Genomic DNA, 18,703 nt, shown 5'->3' on the forward strand with positions numbered 1-18,703 from the left:
AGCCGGGGTTCCTTGTTGTATTAAGAAAATACCTTTGCTCTATCTAATAACTCAAACTATCTCATCTCGTAAAATCATGCTGCCCAATGGTCAGAAGCGTCGGCCTGCTCTTACTCCACACCGAAGTGGCAATCTTCGGATTGTAATAATAGAGCGCTCCGTTCGTCGGATCAGCGCCATTCAAAGCTTTGCGAGCAGCCCTGTAAGAGGTCTGGGTTGGCTTGGTATTAAACTGGCCATCGTCTATAGCCGTGAACTGCCCTTTCTGGAAAATAACTTTCGAAATAGACGATGGGAATTCACTTGAATGTACCCGATTCAACACAACCGCTCCTACAGCGACTTGCCCTTCAAAAGATTCTCCGCGCGCTTCACCATGGATCAGCTTCGCCAACTGGCGCAGCGTTTCGCCCTCTGCTTTGGCCTTTTTGTTCAGCCTGTTCAGCGTCGCTGGACCTGCAACGCCGTCTGCACTCAGTCCCTGCGCCTGCTGGAACTTGCGGACAGCACCTTTGGTGATGGTACCGTAATATCCAGTCATTCCAGCATTGAAGTAGCCCAGATCGCTTAATTGCTCCTGCAATTGCAGCACATGTTCGCTACGAACGCCCTGTTCCAACTTCTGTGCTCCCGCAGAAGGAGCTGCCACGGTCAATCCCAGAGTCAATGCGCAGGCACCGAGGAGCATGCTGACCCGCCCTGCTCTTTTGCCAGCCATTTTCCCCTTTCCATGAGTGACTTTCCGACTGACAGTGATAGGCTCCATGTTGTCAGCAATCGTTAACAGATCTACCCCCTCATTCGTGCTATCAACTGTAGTGCGTTCATTACTGTTCATATGGCTAACCACCTTCATCTCTTTCATCTCACTCACGCTATCTAATTCAATTATCATATTCTTTTCATTCATTTCATTCGGTTGATCCATTCCAATATTGTTCTTCATCATTCCATTAACCTCCACTTTTCTGAATCCAGATCCCACATCTTCCTCCTGAATCCTCACGGTTGGACATCCCGAGTGTCATTATAGGATATAGAAAAAATGAAGTCTATCGGACCGATGACGCAGTGAAAAAACGACACCGAACATAACAAAAAGAGGCATGAGCCCATGGTCACACCATGGTCATGCCCCTTCTTGTATCAACCATATACCGCTTGTCCAACCCGTTATTTCCGTAGGCAGGCAGACCCGTACAAAAGTTGCGTTGTATTTATTGACAATTACTCGGCCAGTTCCTGACCCTTCGTTTCCCGGCCCCAGAACAGTACAGCCGCTGCGCCAATGAGGATTGTCACGAAGAAAATCGTGAAAATCAGACTGATCGCAACTTCACGTTGAACCAGCATACCGACCATTAATGGGGCAAGTACACCACCGATTCGGCCAACCGATGTGGCAAGTCCAACACCTGTCGAACGAACGGAAGTCGGATACAATTCCGGGCTGTAGGCGTACAGACCACCCCAGGCTCCCAGATTGAAGAAGGAAAGACAGATTCCTGCGGCCAAGATCGTCGCTTCCGTTGTTGCCAGTCCGAACGCAATCGCACTGAATGCGGTCAAGGTAAGGTACACAACCAGTACGAACTTGCGACCGTAACGTTCAATGAAGTACGCCGCGGTGAAGTAACCTGGCAACTGTGCAATCGTCATGATCAGCACGTATTGGAAGCTTTTGACCAACGTAAATCCTTTTGCCATTACAACCGAAGGCAACCACAGGAACATTCCATAATAAGAGAAAATGACGGTAAACCACAAAATCCAGAGCATCAACGTTGTACGGCGATGTGGTGCTGACCAGACGGTAGCCACTTTCTCGCGGAACGTGATTTTATGAAGCTTGGTATGATTCTTGTACCGCGGCGGGTCCTGAATGGCACGTCGCAGATATAATGCGTAGAACGCCGGAAGTGCACCAATGGCAAAGGCAATTCTCCATCCGTACTCCGGGATGACAAAGTTGGCAATGAGCGCCGATACAATCCAGCCCCCTGCCCAGAAACTTTCCAATAATACAACGGCACGTCCCCGTTCTGCTGTAGGCATCGACTCCGACACCAGTGTGGATGCCACGGGTAGCTCTCCGCCAAGTCCAATCCCTGCAACCAGACGCAGTGCACACAACACGGCAAATCCAGTCGCCAATGCAGACAGACCACTTGCAATCGTGAAGATTAGCAAGGTCCACATCAGAATGGCCTTCCGTCCAAAACGGTCCGCGAGCGCACCCGCAAGCAAAGCACCGAGCGCCATACCGATCGAGTTAATACTCGTAAGCACGCCGACTTGTCCGGGACTGAGACTCCATTCCTTGGCGAGTGCAGCCACGATAAAGGAGATCATACCGACTTCCATCGCATCAAACAGCCAGCTCATGCCGGCACTGAACAGCAGCTTACGCTGCTTGGGATTCCGCAATACTTCCAGTTTGCTCATCACTTATAGCTCCCTTGATCTCTATGTAGTCACTCTGACACTAAATCATTATTATGCAGAATGCTCCAGAAATCAATGCAAAATAAGCTTTTCCTTCCGATTTCTGCGATACCTCACCCCTTGAGTGAACCCGCTGTCAGACCTGCAACAAAGTAACGTTGGAGCAGAAGAAACAGCACGATCATCGGAATGGCCGTTACCAGCACCCCCGTAAGCATCATCGGATAATTCGTCACGTATTCCCCGCGGAACTGCATAAGCGCGAGCGGTAACGTGAGCTTGCTCTTACTACTGAGCATCAGCATGGGAATAAGCAAGTCATTCCATACCATGACGAGTAGGAACGTAGCCGTTGCCGCCAGTGAAGGTGCAGCGAGTGGCAGTGCAATCCGGGTATAGAGCCTCCATTCACTAGCTCCATCCATACTACCCGCTTCCAGAATCTCCGAATTGAGCATGCGCATGAAGCCTGTCAGCATAAATACAGAGACAGGCATCAGCATCGCCGCGGATACAACAATCAGGCCTGTCAAACTATCCGACCAGCCCAGCGTACGTGTTAGGGAATAGATCGGCAGCATACTCACTTGGGAAGGAACGATCAGCCCTGCTACGAACAGAGCAAACACGATTTTACCTACACTACCGCCCCAGCGGACAATGGCGTAAGCGATCATGCTGCTCAGCACTAACTCTATTGCAACCGTACCAAGCGTCACGACCAGACTGTTCCCGAAATATTGCCACATCGGCTGATTGCGGAACATGCCAGTAATGTTATCCCACGTAAACGGGTCCGGCCAGCTGAACGGACTGGTGAAGAAGTTGCTGCTTGTTTTGAACGAAGATACAAATACAAAGTACAGCGGCACCAGGATCAGCAGCGCGTACACCAATAGGATCAGGCGATTAAACCATTTTAAAAACATGTGAACTCCCTTCTGCCTCGATTGCAGGTTGAATGCTCCAACATCAACCTCAATAGCTTACCCGGTCGGCACGCAATGCCTTGAACTGTAAGAGCGTCAGCAACGCGAGCAACACCAGGAAGATCATGGAACCGGCAGAAGCCAGACCAAATGAATAGCTGCCAAAGGCGGTATGATAGATATATGTTGTCAAAATTTCAGTTGCGTAGTTCGGGCCTCCGTCCGTCATTGTAAAAATGAGGTCAAATGCCTTGAACGACTGAATGGTCGTGTAGGCCACAACAATCGTCGCCGAAGGTGCCAGCAGCGGCCAGGTCACGGTACGGAATACCTGCCATTTGCTGCCGCCATCCATGCGAGCCGCTTCATACAGTTCTACTGGGATGCCTTGCAGACCTGCGATGAATACAATCATCATCTGTCCAGCATGGGCCCAGACTTGGACCGCAGCGATGGAATAGATGGCGATCTTGGGATCACCAATCCAGTTACGGGCGATGCCGCTCATCCCCGCTTCATTCAATCCATAGTTGATCAATCCAATGGATGGATCATACATAAATGCCCAGATCAGCCCAACCGATACGGAGGACAGAATCGCAGGCAGGAAATACAATGCCCGAAGCACAATGCGTGTCTTGGTATTGCGTACCAGGAGCAGGGCCAGGACAAGTGAAATAAAGGTTTGTGCAATAACAACCGTTAACATAAACTCCACGTTGTTGCCAAAGGCTTTGCGGAATACGATGCTGCTGAGACTGTCCTTGTAATTATCCAGCCCTACAAATGCATACGACGGGGATACCCCGTCCCAATCCGTAAAGGAATAGAACAGCCCCGTCAATGTAGGAAATACGAACAATCCAACGTACAGCAGCAACCCAGGGATCAGAAACAGGGATAGCTGAAGACGGTTTTTCATCGTTTATTTCCCGATATGCTGATCAATGATCGCTTGTGCCTGCTGTGCTGCTTCTTCCGGAGAAGTGCCGCTCAGTACAGCCTGAATGGAGTTGGTTACTGCTTTTTGATTATCTCCGTTCAGGATGGTGAACCGTGGCTGGAACACGGTCTTTTTGCTTGCCCATTCTCCGGCTACCTGAAGCTCAGGCGTATCGTACTTCACATCATTCACCGTTACATTCTGTCCCGTTTGGTTGGCATAGTCACTCGCTACATCGGGATTGCTAAGGAATTCGAGGAACTTCTTCGCTTCTTCCGGATGTTTTGACTTGCTGTTCACGGCGAGCATGAATGTGGTCGTGTGCACTCCTTCATACTTCGCTTGATCTGCGCTTACGGTAATCGGTGCAAGCAGTTTTTGCTCCAGATTTGGATTCTGCTGTTTGTTCTGAGCTAATTGATACGATCCACTTGCCAGCATCGCTGCTTTTTCTTGAATAAACAGTGCGCCAGCCGCAGGGTCCTTCGTGCCCAGTGCATCTTGCTGGAAGTAACCTTTATCGTTCAGTTCCTTGATTTGAGTCAACGTTTTCACCCAGAACTCATCCGTTAGTTTAGCTTCACCAGCTTCCACTTTGGTAAAAATGTCGTCACTTGGTGCATTGTTCATCACCATCGTATTCATGAATTGCCCTGGGCCAATGTCCGCTCCGGCAAAGGCAATCGGAATGATGCCATTGTCTTTTAGCTTCTGGCAAAGTGCCAGGAAACCTTCCCAATCGGTCGGTGGCGTCAGGCCGTATTGTTCAAACAGTTTTACGTTATAGATAGGATCGTTATATACGAGTTGATACGGGATCGCATATTGCTTGCCATCATGCTGTCCTGATTCAATCAGCTTTGAATTGTAGGCCGACAGGAACGAGGATCCAGTCAGATCCGTGAACAAGCCGGCTTTGGTGAAGGCTTCAAACTGTGCACCCGGGAAGGAAGCAAATACATCCCCTACCGAACCGTCACTGATTTTGGATTGTACGGTGGACTGATATTGATCGGAAGGCAGTGTCTGCATCTCCACGTTAATGTTCGGGTTTTCTTTTTCAAATGCGTCAATGCTCTTGTTCAGTGCTTCCACATCTTCTCCACGCCAGTGCATGAAGCTGATCGTAACCTTGCCTGAACCCGAGGAGCCGTTCTCTCCAGATGACGCGTTATCCCCACCGCCGCAAGCTGACAACAGGATGGACATCACCAGCATACTGACAAGCGGCAGGATCAATTTTTTATTTTTTTTCATGAAAGACGACCTCCTGAGGATGATTGATGTAAGTTGCACGAATGTTTTTACACGGGGCACTCCGAGTGCAGTACCATCTTCCGATCGCTGTTATCCCCGGATTTCTTTGAATCATTTTTTTAATGGTTAAAATTCGGGGATAAAGGCGAGATGATGCTTACGAAGTAGCTTTCTTTCAGAAAGCTTTTAGCTTCGCTTCTTCAGATCGGTTCTGTCCTCTCCGTTTTCGTATAAAAAGATTAGTTGAACTTACTTAGTTAGTAGTAACGGAATGCTGCTTCTGTCTTGTTTTCCATTTCTCGCGAATGATCGGCATCACGGTCCGGCCGAAGATCTCGGCTTCTTCCAGATGCGGGTAACCGGACAGAATGAAAGTCGTCACGCCCAGATCTCCATATTCCATCAAACGCTCTGCGACCTGTTCGGCTGTACCTACAATGAGGATCGCGCCGCCGGAACGCACAACGGACAAGCCTGTCCACAGGTTGGGACCTACGACAAACTGCTGCTTCTCGGACAGTTCCCGTAACTCGTTCTGTCTGCGTTGGTTGGTTGCATCCGTTTCGGCAAAAGCGGCTTTGGCTTTCTCGATCGCTTCTGGTGGTACTTTACTAATAATCTCCCAAGCTGCTGCCCACGCTTCTTCTTCGGTGTCCCGAATGAGCACCTGAGCACGCATGCCGTAACGGAGTTGACGATCTTTTCCCGTTTCCTCTTTCACCTGCTGACGGATGACCTCAATCTCTTCGATCTGCTCCTGAATCCAGTCATGAGGCTCGCCCCACATGAGGAACGTATCTGCATGTTCAACAGCGACCTTCTTGGCAATCGGAGAACTTCCTCCCAGATAGAATGGTGGATGCGGATTTTGCACCGTCTCCGGCATGCCTACCGGTCCTTTGAAGTTGTAATACTGGCCGTTAAATTCAGGATTGGGATCGCTGGGTGCATCTGCACCAGATTTTGAACCACTTCCGGCAAACTCCGTCAGATTCAGTCCCGTCGATTGGGTCCATGAACGCTTCATCACTTCCATGTACTCGCTCGCCCGGACATACCGTTCATCATGCGCATGTGCCAGTGGATCGCCGAGTTCCTCCAGATCTCGAACAGAACTGCCTGTTACCACATTGATCATGGCGCGACCACCAGAGAGCTGATCCAGTGCCGCTCCCATGCGTGCAGCGAGTACGGGTGTAACCAATCCCGGGCGAATGGCGACAAGGGGACGCAATGTCTTCGTGTGACTCATCACAGCCGAGCCAACCACCCATGCGTCCAGACAGGCTCCCCCTGTCGGAATCAGTACAAATTCAAATCCTGCCTTCTCCGCTGTCTGTGCCACATCGACCAGATAATCAAGACTTGGCTCACGCTCTGGGGTAACCCCTACATACTTACCATCCCCTGCTGTAGGCAAAAACCATCCAAACTTCATATCTTCCTGTTCGCTCACAAAAGTCAATCCCTTCTATGAATAAATAAAGTCTCATGTTAAAAAAGTTACCGTTACGCCTCCTTGACGTTCCGGGTACGAATCGTTCTTCCGATCACTGTTATCCTTGAATTTTTTTGATTCTCCTTTTTAAAGGTAAAAATTCAATGATAGCTTATGCTTCCGATGTAGCTTTCTTTCAGAAAGCTTTCAGGCGACCGCTTCGCTTCTTCAGAATCGATTTCGTCCCCTCCACTACTTGGCATCTCTTGAAATTTATTTTTAAAGTGCGCCTAATTTCTAACTCATTTTCAAAGTACACACTCAAATGCCGATTAATTAACTTGGTTTAATAGGTATGGACATCATAACAATTGATTTGTCTGTGAGCAATGTCATTTCGCGGCAATTTCATTTTGTCATTTTGTGGTCTTTTCTCAGATTTAGGTCTTCGTGATCTTGAATATGTATAAAACCCACCTGTATAATAGGTTATAAGTGAAACTTTTAAAATCTACAAACGATACTTATACAATAAAGAGGTGTTCCTGATGACCGAGAGCATGAAGGAGGACCACCATGAGTTTTTGGATATTATTTTCTTCACTCCATCTGAATTCGAGAAAGCTGGTGGCGCTTGGCCGATTCGCATTGGCCGCAATATAGCCAAGACCAACTATCATATTGGTCCGCGTACTACGCCTTATCATTATTTGCTATTTGTGCTGGAGGGGGAAGGTACATTCATACAAAACGGACAGCGTCACGCCCTTCGTGCCAGGGATGCATTCTGTCTGTTTCCACATGTTACCCATGAGTACTGGACGGACCCAGAGGATACGTTGCAGAAAATATTTATTGCCTTTGACGGCGCACATGCAGCCGAACTATTGTCTCGGATCGGACTTACACCCGACTCACCATACCGTTCAGGTGTACTGACACCGGAGACCGCAAGTGCGATGCGCGCATTTATGGAGGATGTTCGCAAACCACAGGACGGAGCGAGTGATCTGGGACGACTCACCCGGTTTCTAAACCTCTTTGACCGGATAGCCCGTTCCCCGGCAACCAAAGGATTGCAACCGGATTCGGCCACACCTTGGCTTCAGAAAGGCAAGGAATACATGGACATTCATTTTGCAGGCGGCATCTCCGTGGAAGGTGTGTCCGCTCATGCAGGTGTGGATCGAACCCATTTTGCCAAACAGTTCCGCAAAGCCTATGGTCTGTCCCCTGTACAATATATTCAGCAATTGAAAATGAATCAGGCCAAACGTCTGCTCGTGCAGACGCCGCTAAGCTTGACTGAAGTGGCTCATTCCGTAGGTTACCCGGACTTGTTCTCCTTCTCCAAAGCGTTCAAAAAGCAGGTCGGTTTGCCGCCCAATCGCTATCGTACAGCGGAGAGCACGAAAGAATGAGGGAGCGACCTTTCGCTCCCAGCCTATAATCCATGCCTTATGCACCACGCCTTGTGTATGGTTGTGTAAGATGTCGCCTTTAGCAAATTACAATGGACTCCTGTGCTTCATATCCTGCACATCCTAGTGCTGCAAAACCCATTACGAAATCCACCACAAAAAAGGCAAGCCCCTTCAATAAACTGTACCCCATGGAGTAGACACTTTAAAAAAGTCTCTCTATGGGGTATTTTTGTTGTATACCATGAACGAGACAAGGACGGAGAACGATTAATGAGTAAAAAAACATTTACAACCCGCGAAGTAGAGCAACTTGCTACAAATCACTATGTGAAGTCTGTTTCGACCAAGGGAATCACTTATACGGACGAGTTCAAACAACTCTTTATTACATTAAATCAGCAAGGAAGGATGCCTAGAGAGATCTTTGAGACTTGTGGATTTGACGTTCAGATCATTGGGATGACTCGGGTCAAAGCCGCAGCTGACCGATGGAGAGCCAGTTACAACGAGCAAGGGGCTCTAGGCTTACAAGATACACGAGGCAAACATTCAGGAGAGTCTCTAAAACGAGAGTTAACCTTGGCAGAAAAGAACGCGAAACTCGAAGCACAGATTCACCTGCTCCAAGCAGAGAATGAACTCTTAAAAAAGATTCGCCTGGCCGAACGGGGGTGGAGCCACGAGTAAAACTAACGCCTGGTCTTCGATACAGGTTAATCCGAACCGTGATTGAGAAATACCATCTTCAGCGAATGGTAAGTGTTCTGTGTGAGACTGCCGGGGTCTCCAAAAGCGGATATTACCGATACTGGAGCACTTCAGCCATTCACAGCCGCACGAAGAAGGAACAGGTTGATGAGGAAATAGGTGTGTACATCCGTCGAGCCTTCCAATTTAAGAAACGTAACAAGGGCGCTCGCTCCATTAAGATGACGCTGCAAGGACAATTTCAGATCATGTGGAATCTCAAGCGCATCCGAAGAATCATGAAAAAATACGATATTGTATGCCCTCATCGACGAGCTAATCCCTACAAACGAATGATGAAGGCAACCCATGAGCATCGAACCATGCCTAACCTGTTACAACGCAACTTCAAACAAGGCATCCCGGGCAAAGTACTTCTAACAGATATTACATACTTAAGTTACGGCCAAGGGAAGCGCGCCTATCTGTCCACCATCAAGGATAGTTCCACCAATGAAATTTTGGCTTATCATGTGTCGGAGCGAATGACGATGGATCTGGCGACAAACACGTTGCTCCACTTACAGAAAAACCGCAAATTCAAGAAGAGTCATGATGCTTTCATTCATTCCGATCAAGGTACGCACTACACTCATCCGGATTTTCAGAAGAAAGTGAAACGGATGGGGCTTGGGCAATCCATGTCCAGACGAGGAAATTGTTGGGATAACGCACCGCAGGAGTCGTTTTTTGGTCATTTTAAGGACGAAACTTCCTTAAAGAGCTATGCCACGTTAGACGAAGTCAAACGAGAAGTTAAAGCCTATATGACCTACTACAATCACTTTAGATACCAGTGGAACCTAAAAAGGATGACCCCTGTACAATACAGAGATCATCTTCTTGAAGCCGTATAGTTTTTTTTAGAAATGTCCTTTACATAGGGTACAGTTTACAACCCGGGACTTGCCTTTTTTCTATACTATAGTCTTGACTGCACGTACCCAAAACGAGGAACTTTTTTTACGTTGATGTAACGCTATTCCTTCTCCTCATCCTTACGTGCAAGCGGAATACCATTCTCCTTGGCATACCATGCTTCATAATGATGCACAGCCACACCCGCAAAAGAAGAATGAGAGGAACCCAGATCAAACACCTTTGCCATCTCTTCATTCATATTGCTAACCGGTTTACGGAAAAAGGTCAGGTGATCCCCCTCGTGTGTATCCGCGAGTTCCGCTCCAATCCAGACTTTCTTGCCGAGATCATCCGCTTCGTCCAGTTCTTCCTTGGACAGATCATACATCTGCTGACCACTGTCCCGGTAAGCCATAATGGCCACCGCATCGAAGTGGGAGATCACCCAGCGACTGAATGTACCCTCAACTTCAGCCGACTGACGTGCATCAAGCCAGAACGGAATGGCAGCGCTCATGTACAGTCCGGCATCCTCGCCGGCTTTTGTCCAGGCCTTCATGTTGTTCTGCCACTCTGCAATGACGCTGCTCTCCTCGTTCTCCCAGCGCTTCAGCTGATACGGCTCCACATCCAGTTGAATGCCTTCGAAGCGTTCATTCTTGGCCGAAGCTGCATTGTATGCTCGTACTCGCTCGATAAAAGCAAGCCCTTCATCCCGCTTTTCCTCATAGGCCCAGTCTGCATGACCGTTAAGTCCATGCACTTCAATCTCGGCCTGCCCTGCAGCCGCAATGAATTTACGGTATGTTGCGTCAGGCACCTCATCCTGGATTTGCAGGAAGATGGTATCCACGCCCTGTTCTTTGGAAAAGGCAATAATCTCAGGCGTCTGTTCTGCAATAATGGACGCGTCCCACAGCCAGGTCGCTTTATGCTCCTCTGCCGAGAACCATTTGAACATCCAGGACAGAAGCAGCAGGCACAACACCACAGCCAGAATGGCCCATTTCGCCATACCCACCAGTTTGCCCCGTTGCCTCATATATTTCCTCAGACGAGCAACGCTTCACTTGGTTCAAGCACAGGATGCTGTACCGAGTGACCAATCTTGTAAATATGCGGATGTGTGTACGAACGGAACGCATTACGTGTATCCAGAATCGGCACACCCATCTCGGCAATATCAAAATAAGGCAAATCGCTGTGGTTGGTGATCAGCACGATGCAATCGTACTTTTTGAACTGCTCCAGATTGAACACTTCGCTGTGTACGGTCTCGCCATGTTTGTCCTTGAAGGAATCCGCATGTGGGTCGTAGTAGCTTACGTTAGCTCCACTTTCCTTGAACAGTTCATATACTTCCAGTCCTGGTGATTCACGCAGATCGGCAATATTCGGTTTGTAGGACATGCCGAGGAGCAGAATATTGGATTTACGTACGGATTTAGCGTATTCGTTCAGAATCGTTGACGTTTTGTTCAAGACATAATATGGCATGTTGTCATTGGTAGATTGCGCCAGCTCAATGAATTTGCTATAGAAACGGAAGCCTTTGGCCTTCCATGACAGGTACATCGGATCAAGTGGAATGCAGTGTCCACCAATGCCTGGGCCTGGATAGAATGGCATGAAACCAAATGGTTTCGTCGCCGCCGCGTCAATAACTTCCCAGATATCGATGCCCATACGATCGCACATCATCGCCATTTCATTTACAAAGGCAATGTTCACACTGCGGAATGTGTTCTCCAGCAGTTTCGACATCTCAGCCACTTTTGGTGAAGATACCGGTACTACAGTTTCTACATATTTGCTATATAACGCTGTTCCGAGTTTCAAGCAAGCTTCGGTCGTGCCCCCAATCACTTTCGGCGTATTAAATGTTGTGAAACGTCCGTTCGACGGGTCCACACGCTCAGGCGAGAAGCACAGGAAGTAATCTTTTCCTGCTTCATGTCCAATTTTGTCCAGCTCATCCTGGATCAGCTCTTCGGTTGTACCTGGATAAGTAGTGCTCTCCAGCGTAATCAGCATGCCTGGTTTCATATGCAGTTTGATCTGATCCACAACAGTCTCGATGTAAGACGTATCCGGGTCCTGATTTTCACTAAGCGGTGTCGGTACGCAGATACTGAGTGCGTCGATCACGCGCAGCATACTGTAATCTGTCGTTGGCTGGAAACGACCGCTTTGCATTACTTTTTTCAACTCATCAGACGAAATATCGTGAATATAGGAATCTCCTTGATAGATACTTTCTACTTTGGACGCATCCAGATCAATTCCGATTACCGTGAAACCTTGATTGACCATTTCCACGGCAAGTGGAAGTCCTACGTAACCGAGCCCGACGACGCCGAGTACAGCTTCTTTATTTTCAATCGCATTCAGTAATGTGTGGAATTGTTGATTCTCCATGATATTCCCTCCGGGCAGTGTATTTTGTTGGTGCTTAAAATCCATATAAATAGATGAGTGTCTGTGCTCTAAATGTTGCTCTAATCTATCTTCTAATGCAGGCAGCGTCTGATTCGGGCATCCAGCTCTACAGGTGAAAACGGTTTGGTCATGTAATCATCCACGCCGCTGCGGAAACATTGACTGATCGTCTGCTCGACACGTTGCTCGGTCAACACGACAATTTTGGGTGGCTGCTCCATCTCCAGGTTCTGGATATGATGGATGAACGGCAGACCGTCGATGCCATACAGATTCAGCTCCGTGAGCACCAGGTCTGGTGTAACCTTCTCGATCAACTCCAGTGCAGCCAGTCCATCGACAGCTTCATAGGTTTCGTACCCCTGCATCTTCAACCGCAATTGCAGGAATTCGCGTACCGTAGGATCGTTGTCCACAATCAAAATGCGTTCCGGTTCGTCCGCCGTATTGTCCAGCGTGTAGATATGAATCTCCGACGAATCTATTAGCTTCGAGGATTCAGCCATATGCTGAATAGTTGCCTTCGAAGGGCGCTCCCCTTCCGGGAAACTGGCCAGTGTAATCTGTGGATCGGCACCGGGTACAGTCTCTTGCAGTTCATGCTTGATCCGAAGTCCTTCATAATGAACTTCATCCAGTGACAACCCTGGCAGCAGGACGGCAATCGCCTGAGTGGCCCCATCCTTCCACACCTGGAAGGCTGTCCCGCTCGTCTGCTCCAGATGTGTCCTGACCTGCTGCTCAGGTTGAGAGTTTCCTGCACAATGGATGAACATTAAGCCGCATGTTTCGGCACCCGTTTCCTTCAATCCCTGTTCTACACTTCGGTACACATTAACGGCAGCCTCACGCTGCAATGTCGCCGTATTTGGCATGTTCTTTTCCACCCTTCTCCTCGATTATCTATATAAGTCCAAAAAATATTATTTACACTGACACTCCGATGACAGAACAACCTTTCGATCACTGTTATCCCCAGATTTTTTGATTCCTTTGTACAAGGGGAAATCCGGGGATAAAGGTATGCTTTCGATGCAGCTTTCTTTCAGAAAGCTTTTAGGTGCACGCTTCGCTTCTACAGGCTTTTTCTGCCCTCTCCGTTATCGTGTAAATGTCTAGTTGGACATATAATTGCTTTGATTATTCTGTACCTAAGCGGCTTCGCTTGTTTTCTTCTCATCCTCGGACCAGCTTTGGCGTGTCATGGTACCCCATGAATTGTTGTTTTGCATGAACTGCACATGTCCCTGCAACCTCCACAATACGCCGAGCTGGTGGTAACCTACGAATTTCAGCGCGGAGTAGACCAGCATTTTGACCAGATCCGAGAGTTTGTTGTAACGCTTGAAAGCAATCTCCTCCAGGACAAGTGCGCCTACACTCAGCAGATAACCACTCACAAAGTTCAGCAGTCCGAACAGAACCAGAATCGGCCATTGCGTCATATCCAGAAGGACATATCCGGCGAGTGCCAGAAGTCCGGTAATCCGGAAATACGGGTTCAACGCTTCAAAAAGGACGTTATATGGCATGGTCACCATACCCATAACCTTATATTTCGGATTGAACAGCATGCCCCGATTCTCCAGCATGTTCTTCAGGTTCCCACGGCCCCAGCGCTTGCGCTGACTGGACAAGATCCGGTAGGAATCCGGTGCCTGCGTCCAGCACACAGCCTCAGGGCAGAAGGCAATGCGATACTTCAATTTGTTTTCCAGCATGTAACGGTGAAGTTTAATGATGATGTTCATGTCTTCCCCAGGATAACCATCCCGGTATCCGCCTACGGCGATTACTGCGTCCTTGCGGAACATGCCGAAGGCACCAGAGACAATGATCAGACCGTTCATGTGACTCCAGCCAATCCGTCCACCCAGGAAGGCTTTGAGATATTCGATCGACTGGAACATGGGCCAGATCTTGCGTGGCAGCGATACATCTTGCACTGCCCCGTTTTCAATTTTGCAGCCATTAGCGATCCTTACATCTCCACCGATGGCTACTGTCTCTTCCGGATTCTCCATATACATGCGAGCCATGCGGATCAGGGCATCCTTCTCCAGCAACGAATCAGCATCGATGGAAGAGATCAACGGATAATGGGACAGGTTGATCCCGGCATTGAGGGAATCGGCCTTACCGCCGTTTTCCTTGTCAATGACATACAGATCCGGGAACTCTGGATTGTGGTAGATCCCACGAATTTTCTGACAGGCGATCTTACCCCGAATCTTCGTATTGGGTACTGGCTTCAGACGATATTCTTTCAACAGGATATTCAGTGTCGCATCACTGGAGCCATCATTTACCACAATGACTTCATATGTTGGATAATTCAGCGTCATCAGACAGTTCACATTTTCAATAATCGTCAATTCCTCGTTGTATGCCGGTACCAGCAGTGATACTGAAGGAACCAGTTCCGAGCCTGACAATGTATTGTATTTGGAATAATGCGACCGCCGGAAGATCGTCCAGATGTTACGGAACGATAAGGCCAGAATGGAAAAATAGAGCGTATTTACAAAAACAACATAGTAGATTGCGACCATGCCGTAGATTAATAGTAGATCCCTAAGCAGTGTAATCCCCTCCTACCGTAGCGACACCTGTGCGTTTCTTGCTGGTTCTGTTCTCTCGGACAGGGCCAAAATAGCGATCGTACAGCAGTCTTTTTTTGTTATGTGCAATCATCTGCTCTACAGCTCTGTCATCGGTTCTCGTGTGCTGCATGGTACTCTCAATCTGCTGCATCGCAATCTCGCGCTCAGCAACTGTACCTTGCACCGCAGCCTGACACAGCGCTTCGAATCCCGGTTCACCGAGCTTGCTCAGACTCTCCGCACTGTTATAGCGAACTCTCCAGTCTTCATCCCGCAGCGCTTTGCGCAGTAATGGAATGCTGCCAGATGCATGTTTCGAACCAAGCGCTTGTACCACTTCGGCGCGAACTTCGGGGTCAGGGTCCTGAATCAGCTTCAGAATCGTCTCATCCCGGAGCGCCGGACTTGCGCTAAGATACAGCTTCACCGCTTCGGCACGTACATCCTGATGTTCTGCGCCTACCAGTCTGTCGAGTGCAGGCATCACTTCAGGTACAGCTTGTCCCCACATAGCAACCAGTCCGACTTTAACAAAATCAGGATTCCGGTCTTCCAGCAATTCAATTAGAATTCTGCTCGTATCCAGACTCGTTTCGAGCAGAATATCTGCTGCCAGATGGTGAATGGACTTACCTTTCGTTAACAGCAATGCCAGCATGTCTTTCAGTTCACCTTGCCGAGTCGTACATCTGGAGATGGACCGACCAATCATAATGGCCATCGGGCCCGGTTTCTCATCCTTCAGCAATTCCATCAAACCCGGAACGGCTTCGGGACAACGCATGCCACCCAAGCGATAAGCCGCATCAATCTGGCGACCATAACGCAGACGGCCCAGTTCCTTCAGATCATGCTCTACGAATCCTGCTTCACGGCATAGTGCGATTAATTTATCACGATACTCACCCTTGAACTGGTCGATCCATTCAATCAGCCTGTCCTGAATGACTCTGCGTTCCAGCGGAGCCAGTTTGCCTGGTGGCAATTTGAGCGGACTATTTTCGGTCAAGGCCGTTTGCAGATAGGTGAAGTAGTCACGCTGCTTCAATTCATAAAACGCCGTCTTGCGTCGTTTGCCATTGTGGGACATTTTCATGGCAAACAATACGATGACGCCTACAACAACAAGTGCGATACAGATGTACAAAAACAGATAGGCCAAAGCCAAACTTGGAAACATGTGAAAAGGTCCTCCTTTATACTCATTTATTCGATCTGAAAACTAGGAATTTTTTCATAGCTCTTCTTCATTTTTTCGTAGCTTAGCTTCAGGCGTTCACTATACTGCACCTGCTCCCAAGGCTGCCAGCTATATACGGGCAATGTCTTCAGATCCAGGGTCGTCTGTTCACCCCCAGGCCAAGATACTTTCTTCGTGGCGCGGTCCGTTAACCACGGAATGAGGGTAACACCTTCCACAGCAACTGTGGAGAACTCACGTCCATTCTTGAGCGGCCCATAGTCGATCGCTTGCAGCGAACTCGGATCACCGAACCCGAGCAGCATCCAGGGAATTCGCATCTCCACCTGATTGCCGTTATACTGCCATGCCGTTAATGAATCCGTATCGGGCTGACTGGGAGCCGTCGTTCCCCGCTTCAATGTTCCGACCTTTTCATTCATGAACGGTTGAGCAGATCGGGTATCCGGAGGTGTCATCCTCAGGCTGACTGCCAGATTCCATGGGTGGAACGGATCTGCGGAGTCTGACTGCTGATCTGGCAGCATGTCGTATCCTTCTTTGCCGTAAAGACGCTGATTAAAGTCATAATCCTTGGCAATCTCCACCTGTGATTCTTCATCCTGCCCCAGTGTAATCACCGTCTCAAGACCATCACTGAGCGTCCGGCCCGGGAGTAACTTGTCAGGCTGACTGCCTCCAGCAAGTGTATCGGTCCCAATTCGTAACACTGTCTTAGCCGGGTCAAACGGTTGATCCAAGGTCAGCCCAATATACAGATAAGCTTCATCATGGGTCATCTTCATTTCCTGAATGCCGTCCACTTGGCCCTGCCAGGTCGTGACCTCTTCATCCTTCAGATCATTCCAGTCATCCAGTGATCCGTCGATGGTCAACTGTTCCTGTTTACCGGGGTCCATGGCAAGCAGACCAAACATCTTCTCGTTTGTCAGCACGTTCAGCCAATATGCACGGCGATCAGCCGGGATTTCCAGTGGCATCGTGTTCCATGTTTTCTTGAACCATTCATCCTGCCACATGAACACAATCGCTCCCGAGTATCCTTCATCATAGATATCCTGCGTCAGTGACGCGTCAATATCTCCCTGCTCTACTTCGTTATGTCCACCCTGATTCCGTCCTCCCATACCCAGATGGGAAATACCAAGAGAAGAGGGTACGCCATACTCTGTAATCATTACAGGCATATCGGAAAACTCGGCTTTCAGCTTGCGCAGATAACTTTTGTACGTGTTGTACTCACCGTTCTCATCCTTGATCGTTTGGAGTGTTTTATCGATATGGAACAAATCCGGGTAATACGGGTACACATGGTAGGCTGCAAAATAACCTCCCTGCCATGCCTCCGGCTGAATATGTCGGGCATCCACACTGACGAGATCCTCTTCATACAGCGGCTCGCCGGGATGATCCAGCACATCGGTCGTTACCCAATTGGTGAAGGTCATCGGATGTTCCCATCCATACTTCTTCTCCAGGACCGCCGTATGATCCAGTAACTCTGCGAGCCAGTTCTCGAACGGTGACGCTTCTGGACTCGCCGAGAAATAAGCTCCCTTGTACTGCGGCACGTCCGCATGTTTTGCGTTTGTGTTGTCTACCATCGCCGGGTCCCATTCCGTCCCCACATGCCAGGCCATCAGGTATTTTCCTGCATTCGTTTTGTATTTGCCGCTGGACTCTCCCTGCTTGGCAGGAATGTCCGCATCGCCATAGACAGCAGATACGGCCTTTTCAATCTCCTGCTTGAACGTCTGCTCAATATGGGCTGCATAGGCATCCTGTTTCTCAATCAACTCTTCTTCAGGTGACCATATGCCCTGTATAAAATATAACGGTTGCTCCCGGCCGCGGTTATATTCGACTAATGCGGAGTAGAAAATGGGTTCGTGAACCGTGTATACCCGGATTACATTGGCTCCCAGATCCTCGATCTGCTGGAACCACCGCAAGTAATCCTCTTTGGTCAGCGGGAATTCTCCCGGGTAATGCCCCGGTGAAGTTGCGCCCAGGTTGACACCTTTGACGAACATCTCCCTCCACGTTCCATCTGGCCCGTATTCCATGAACCGGTCTCCATCGGTCTTGAATTTCATCTCCGTGCCGTTCTCCGCTGTGTACGTAACGAGCTTGGGTTGCATATAGTGCCATCCGGCAAATATCCCACCGGTCACCACCACTGCTCCTGTCAACACCGTTAATAGCCAGCGTCTTCGTCTTTGTCTGCTCATGTCTTTAGATTGCTCACCTCTCTAATATGCATCCTGCTTCAACATCGAATGGTCCAACATGAAGTTTACGAATCATTCCGCTTCGGATGTCCGCTTGGTAGAGATGTCAGCGGTGTAGTTCTCACTATAGCGCTAAGACTCTGCATTTGTAACTAGGCTGATGGAAGCAAACATGAAATGGAACA

Annotated in this window: 14 protein-coding genes; 2 read left to right on the forward strand and 12 right to left on the reverse strand. The window is 48.8% G+C overall.

The window, feature by feature from the left end:
- Nucleotides 1-61 precede the first annotated feature (61 nt).
- The 6 genes from QNO02_RS19910 to QNO02_RS19935 all read right to left on the reverse strand — a co-directional run bounded on the left by QNO02_RS19910 (nt 62) and on the right by QNO02_RS19935 (nt 7,012).
- Complete coding sequence (locus QNO02_RS19910; RefSeq protein ID WP_256332217.1) at nt 62-949, reverse strand: cell wall hydrolase; 888 nt, start codon at nt 947-949, stop codon at nt 62-64.
- Nucleotides 950-1,227: 278 nt separating this feature from the next.
- Nucleotides 1,228-2,445: an MFS transporter gene (locus QNO02_RS19915; protein WP_074095747.1), complete on the reverse strand. Its 1,218-nt coding sequence runs from the start codon at nt 2,443-2,445 to the stop codon at nt 1,228-1,230.
- Nucleotides 2,446-2,558: 113 nt separating this feature from the next.
- Nucleotides 2,559-3,374 carry a carbohydrate ABC transporter permease gene (locus tag QNO02_RS19920; RefSeq protein ID WP_133385463.1) on the reverse strand — a complete coding sequence of 272 codons (816 nt, stop codon included), beginning with the start codon at nt 3,372-3,374 and terminating at the stop codon, nt 2,559-2,561.
- Nucleotides 3,375-3,423: 49 nt separating this feature from the next.
- Entirely contained in the window at nt 3,424-4,296 is an 873-nt protein-coding gene (locus tag QNO02_RS19925; protein ID WP_206105762.1) for a carbohydrate ABC transporter permease, read from the reverse strand.
- 3 nt (nt 4,297-4,299) lie between these two features.
- Complete coding sequence (locus QNO02_RS19930) at nt 4,300-5,574, reverse strand: ABC transporter substrate-binding protein (RefSeq protein ID WP_133385464.1); 1,275 nt, start codon at nt 5,572-5,574, stop codon at nt 4,300-4,302.
- Between the two features lie 253 nt (nt 5,575-5,827).
- Nucleotides 5,828-7,012, reverse strand: a complete 1,185-nt coding sequence (locus QNO02_RS19935; protein ID WP_289392826.1) for an LLM class flavin-dependent oxidoreductase — start codon at nt 7,010-7,012, stop codon at nt 5,828-5,830.
- 548 nt (nt 7,013-7,560) lie between these two features.
- Between QNO02_RS19935 and QNO02_RS19940 the strand changes: the two genes are divergently transcribed.
- Both QNO02_RS19940 and QNO02_RS19945 read left to right on the forward strand, forming a co-directional pair.
- Complete coding sequence (locus QNO02_RS19940) at nt 7,561-8,433, forward strand: helix-turn-helix transcriptional regulator (protein WP_289389765.1); 873 nt, start codon at nt 7,561-7,563, stop codon at nt 8,431-8,433.
- 273 nt (nt 8,434-8,706) lie between these two features.
- Nucleotides 8,707-10,040 (forward strand): IS3 family transposase gene (locus QNO02_RS19945; RefSeq protein ID WP_249913897.1). Its coding sequence is split into 2 segments (ribosomal slippage): nt 8,707-9,109 and nt 9,109-10,040, totalling 1,335 coding nucleotides; the frame shifts between segments, so codons are not numbered across the junction.
- A gap of 122 nt (nt 10,041-10,162) precedes the next feature.
- Here QNO02_RS19945 and QNO02_RS19950 read toward each other — a convergent pair.
- The 6 genes from QNO02_RS19950 to QNO02_RS19975 form a co-directional block, all read right to left on the reverse strand.
- Nucleotides 10,163-11,086 (reverse strand): hypothetical protein, encoded by a 924-nt coding sequence (locus QNO02_RS19950; protein ID WP_289389767.1) that lies wholly within the window; start codon nt 11,084-11,086, stop codon nt 10,163-10,165.
- Between the two features lie 8 nt (nt 11,087-11,094).
- A complete protein-coding gene (locus QNO02_RS19955; protein WP_124116107.1) occupies nt 11,095-12,462 on the reverse strand; it encodes a nucleotide sugar dehydrogenase in 1,368 nt (455 codons plus the stop codon).
- 92 nt (nt 12,463-12,554) lie between these two features.
- On the reverse strand, nt 12,555-13,358 hold the full coding sequence (locus QNO02_RS19960; protein ID WP_076211349.1) for a response regulator transcription factor: 804 nt from the start codon (nt 13,356-13,358) through the stop codon (nt 12,555-12,557).
- Nucleotides 13,359-13,634: 276 nt separating this feature from the next.
- Nucleotides 13,635-15,035, reverse strand: coding sequence for a glycosyltransferase family 2 protein (locus tag QNO02_RS19965; RefSeq protein ID WP_176872555.1), 1,401 nt, complete (start codon nt 15,033-15,035; stop codon nt 13,635-13,637).
- Nucleotides 15,036-15,057: 22 nt separating this feature from the next.
- Nucleotides 15,058-16,266 (reverse strand): HEAT repeat domain-containing protein, encoded by a 1,209-nt coding sequence (locus tag QNO02_RS19970; RefSeq protein WP_091018251.1) that lies wholly within the window; start codon nt 16,264-16,266, stop codon nt 15,058-15,060.
- A 26-nt stretch (nt 16,267-16,292) separates the two neighbouring features.
- Nucleotides 16,293-18,518, reverse strand: a complete 2,226-nt coding sequence (locus QNO02_RS19975) for a hypothetical protein (protein WP_289389772.1) — start codon at nt 18,516-18,518, stop codon at nt 16,293-16,295.
- Nucleotides 18,519-18,703: the final 185 nt, after the last annotated feature.

It is taken from the genome of Paenibacillus sp. PK1-4R, from assembly GCF_030369595.1.
GTDB lineage: Bacteria > Bacillota > Bacilli > Paenibacillales > Paenibacillaceae > Paenibacillus.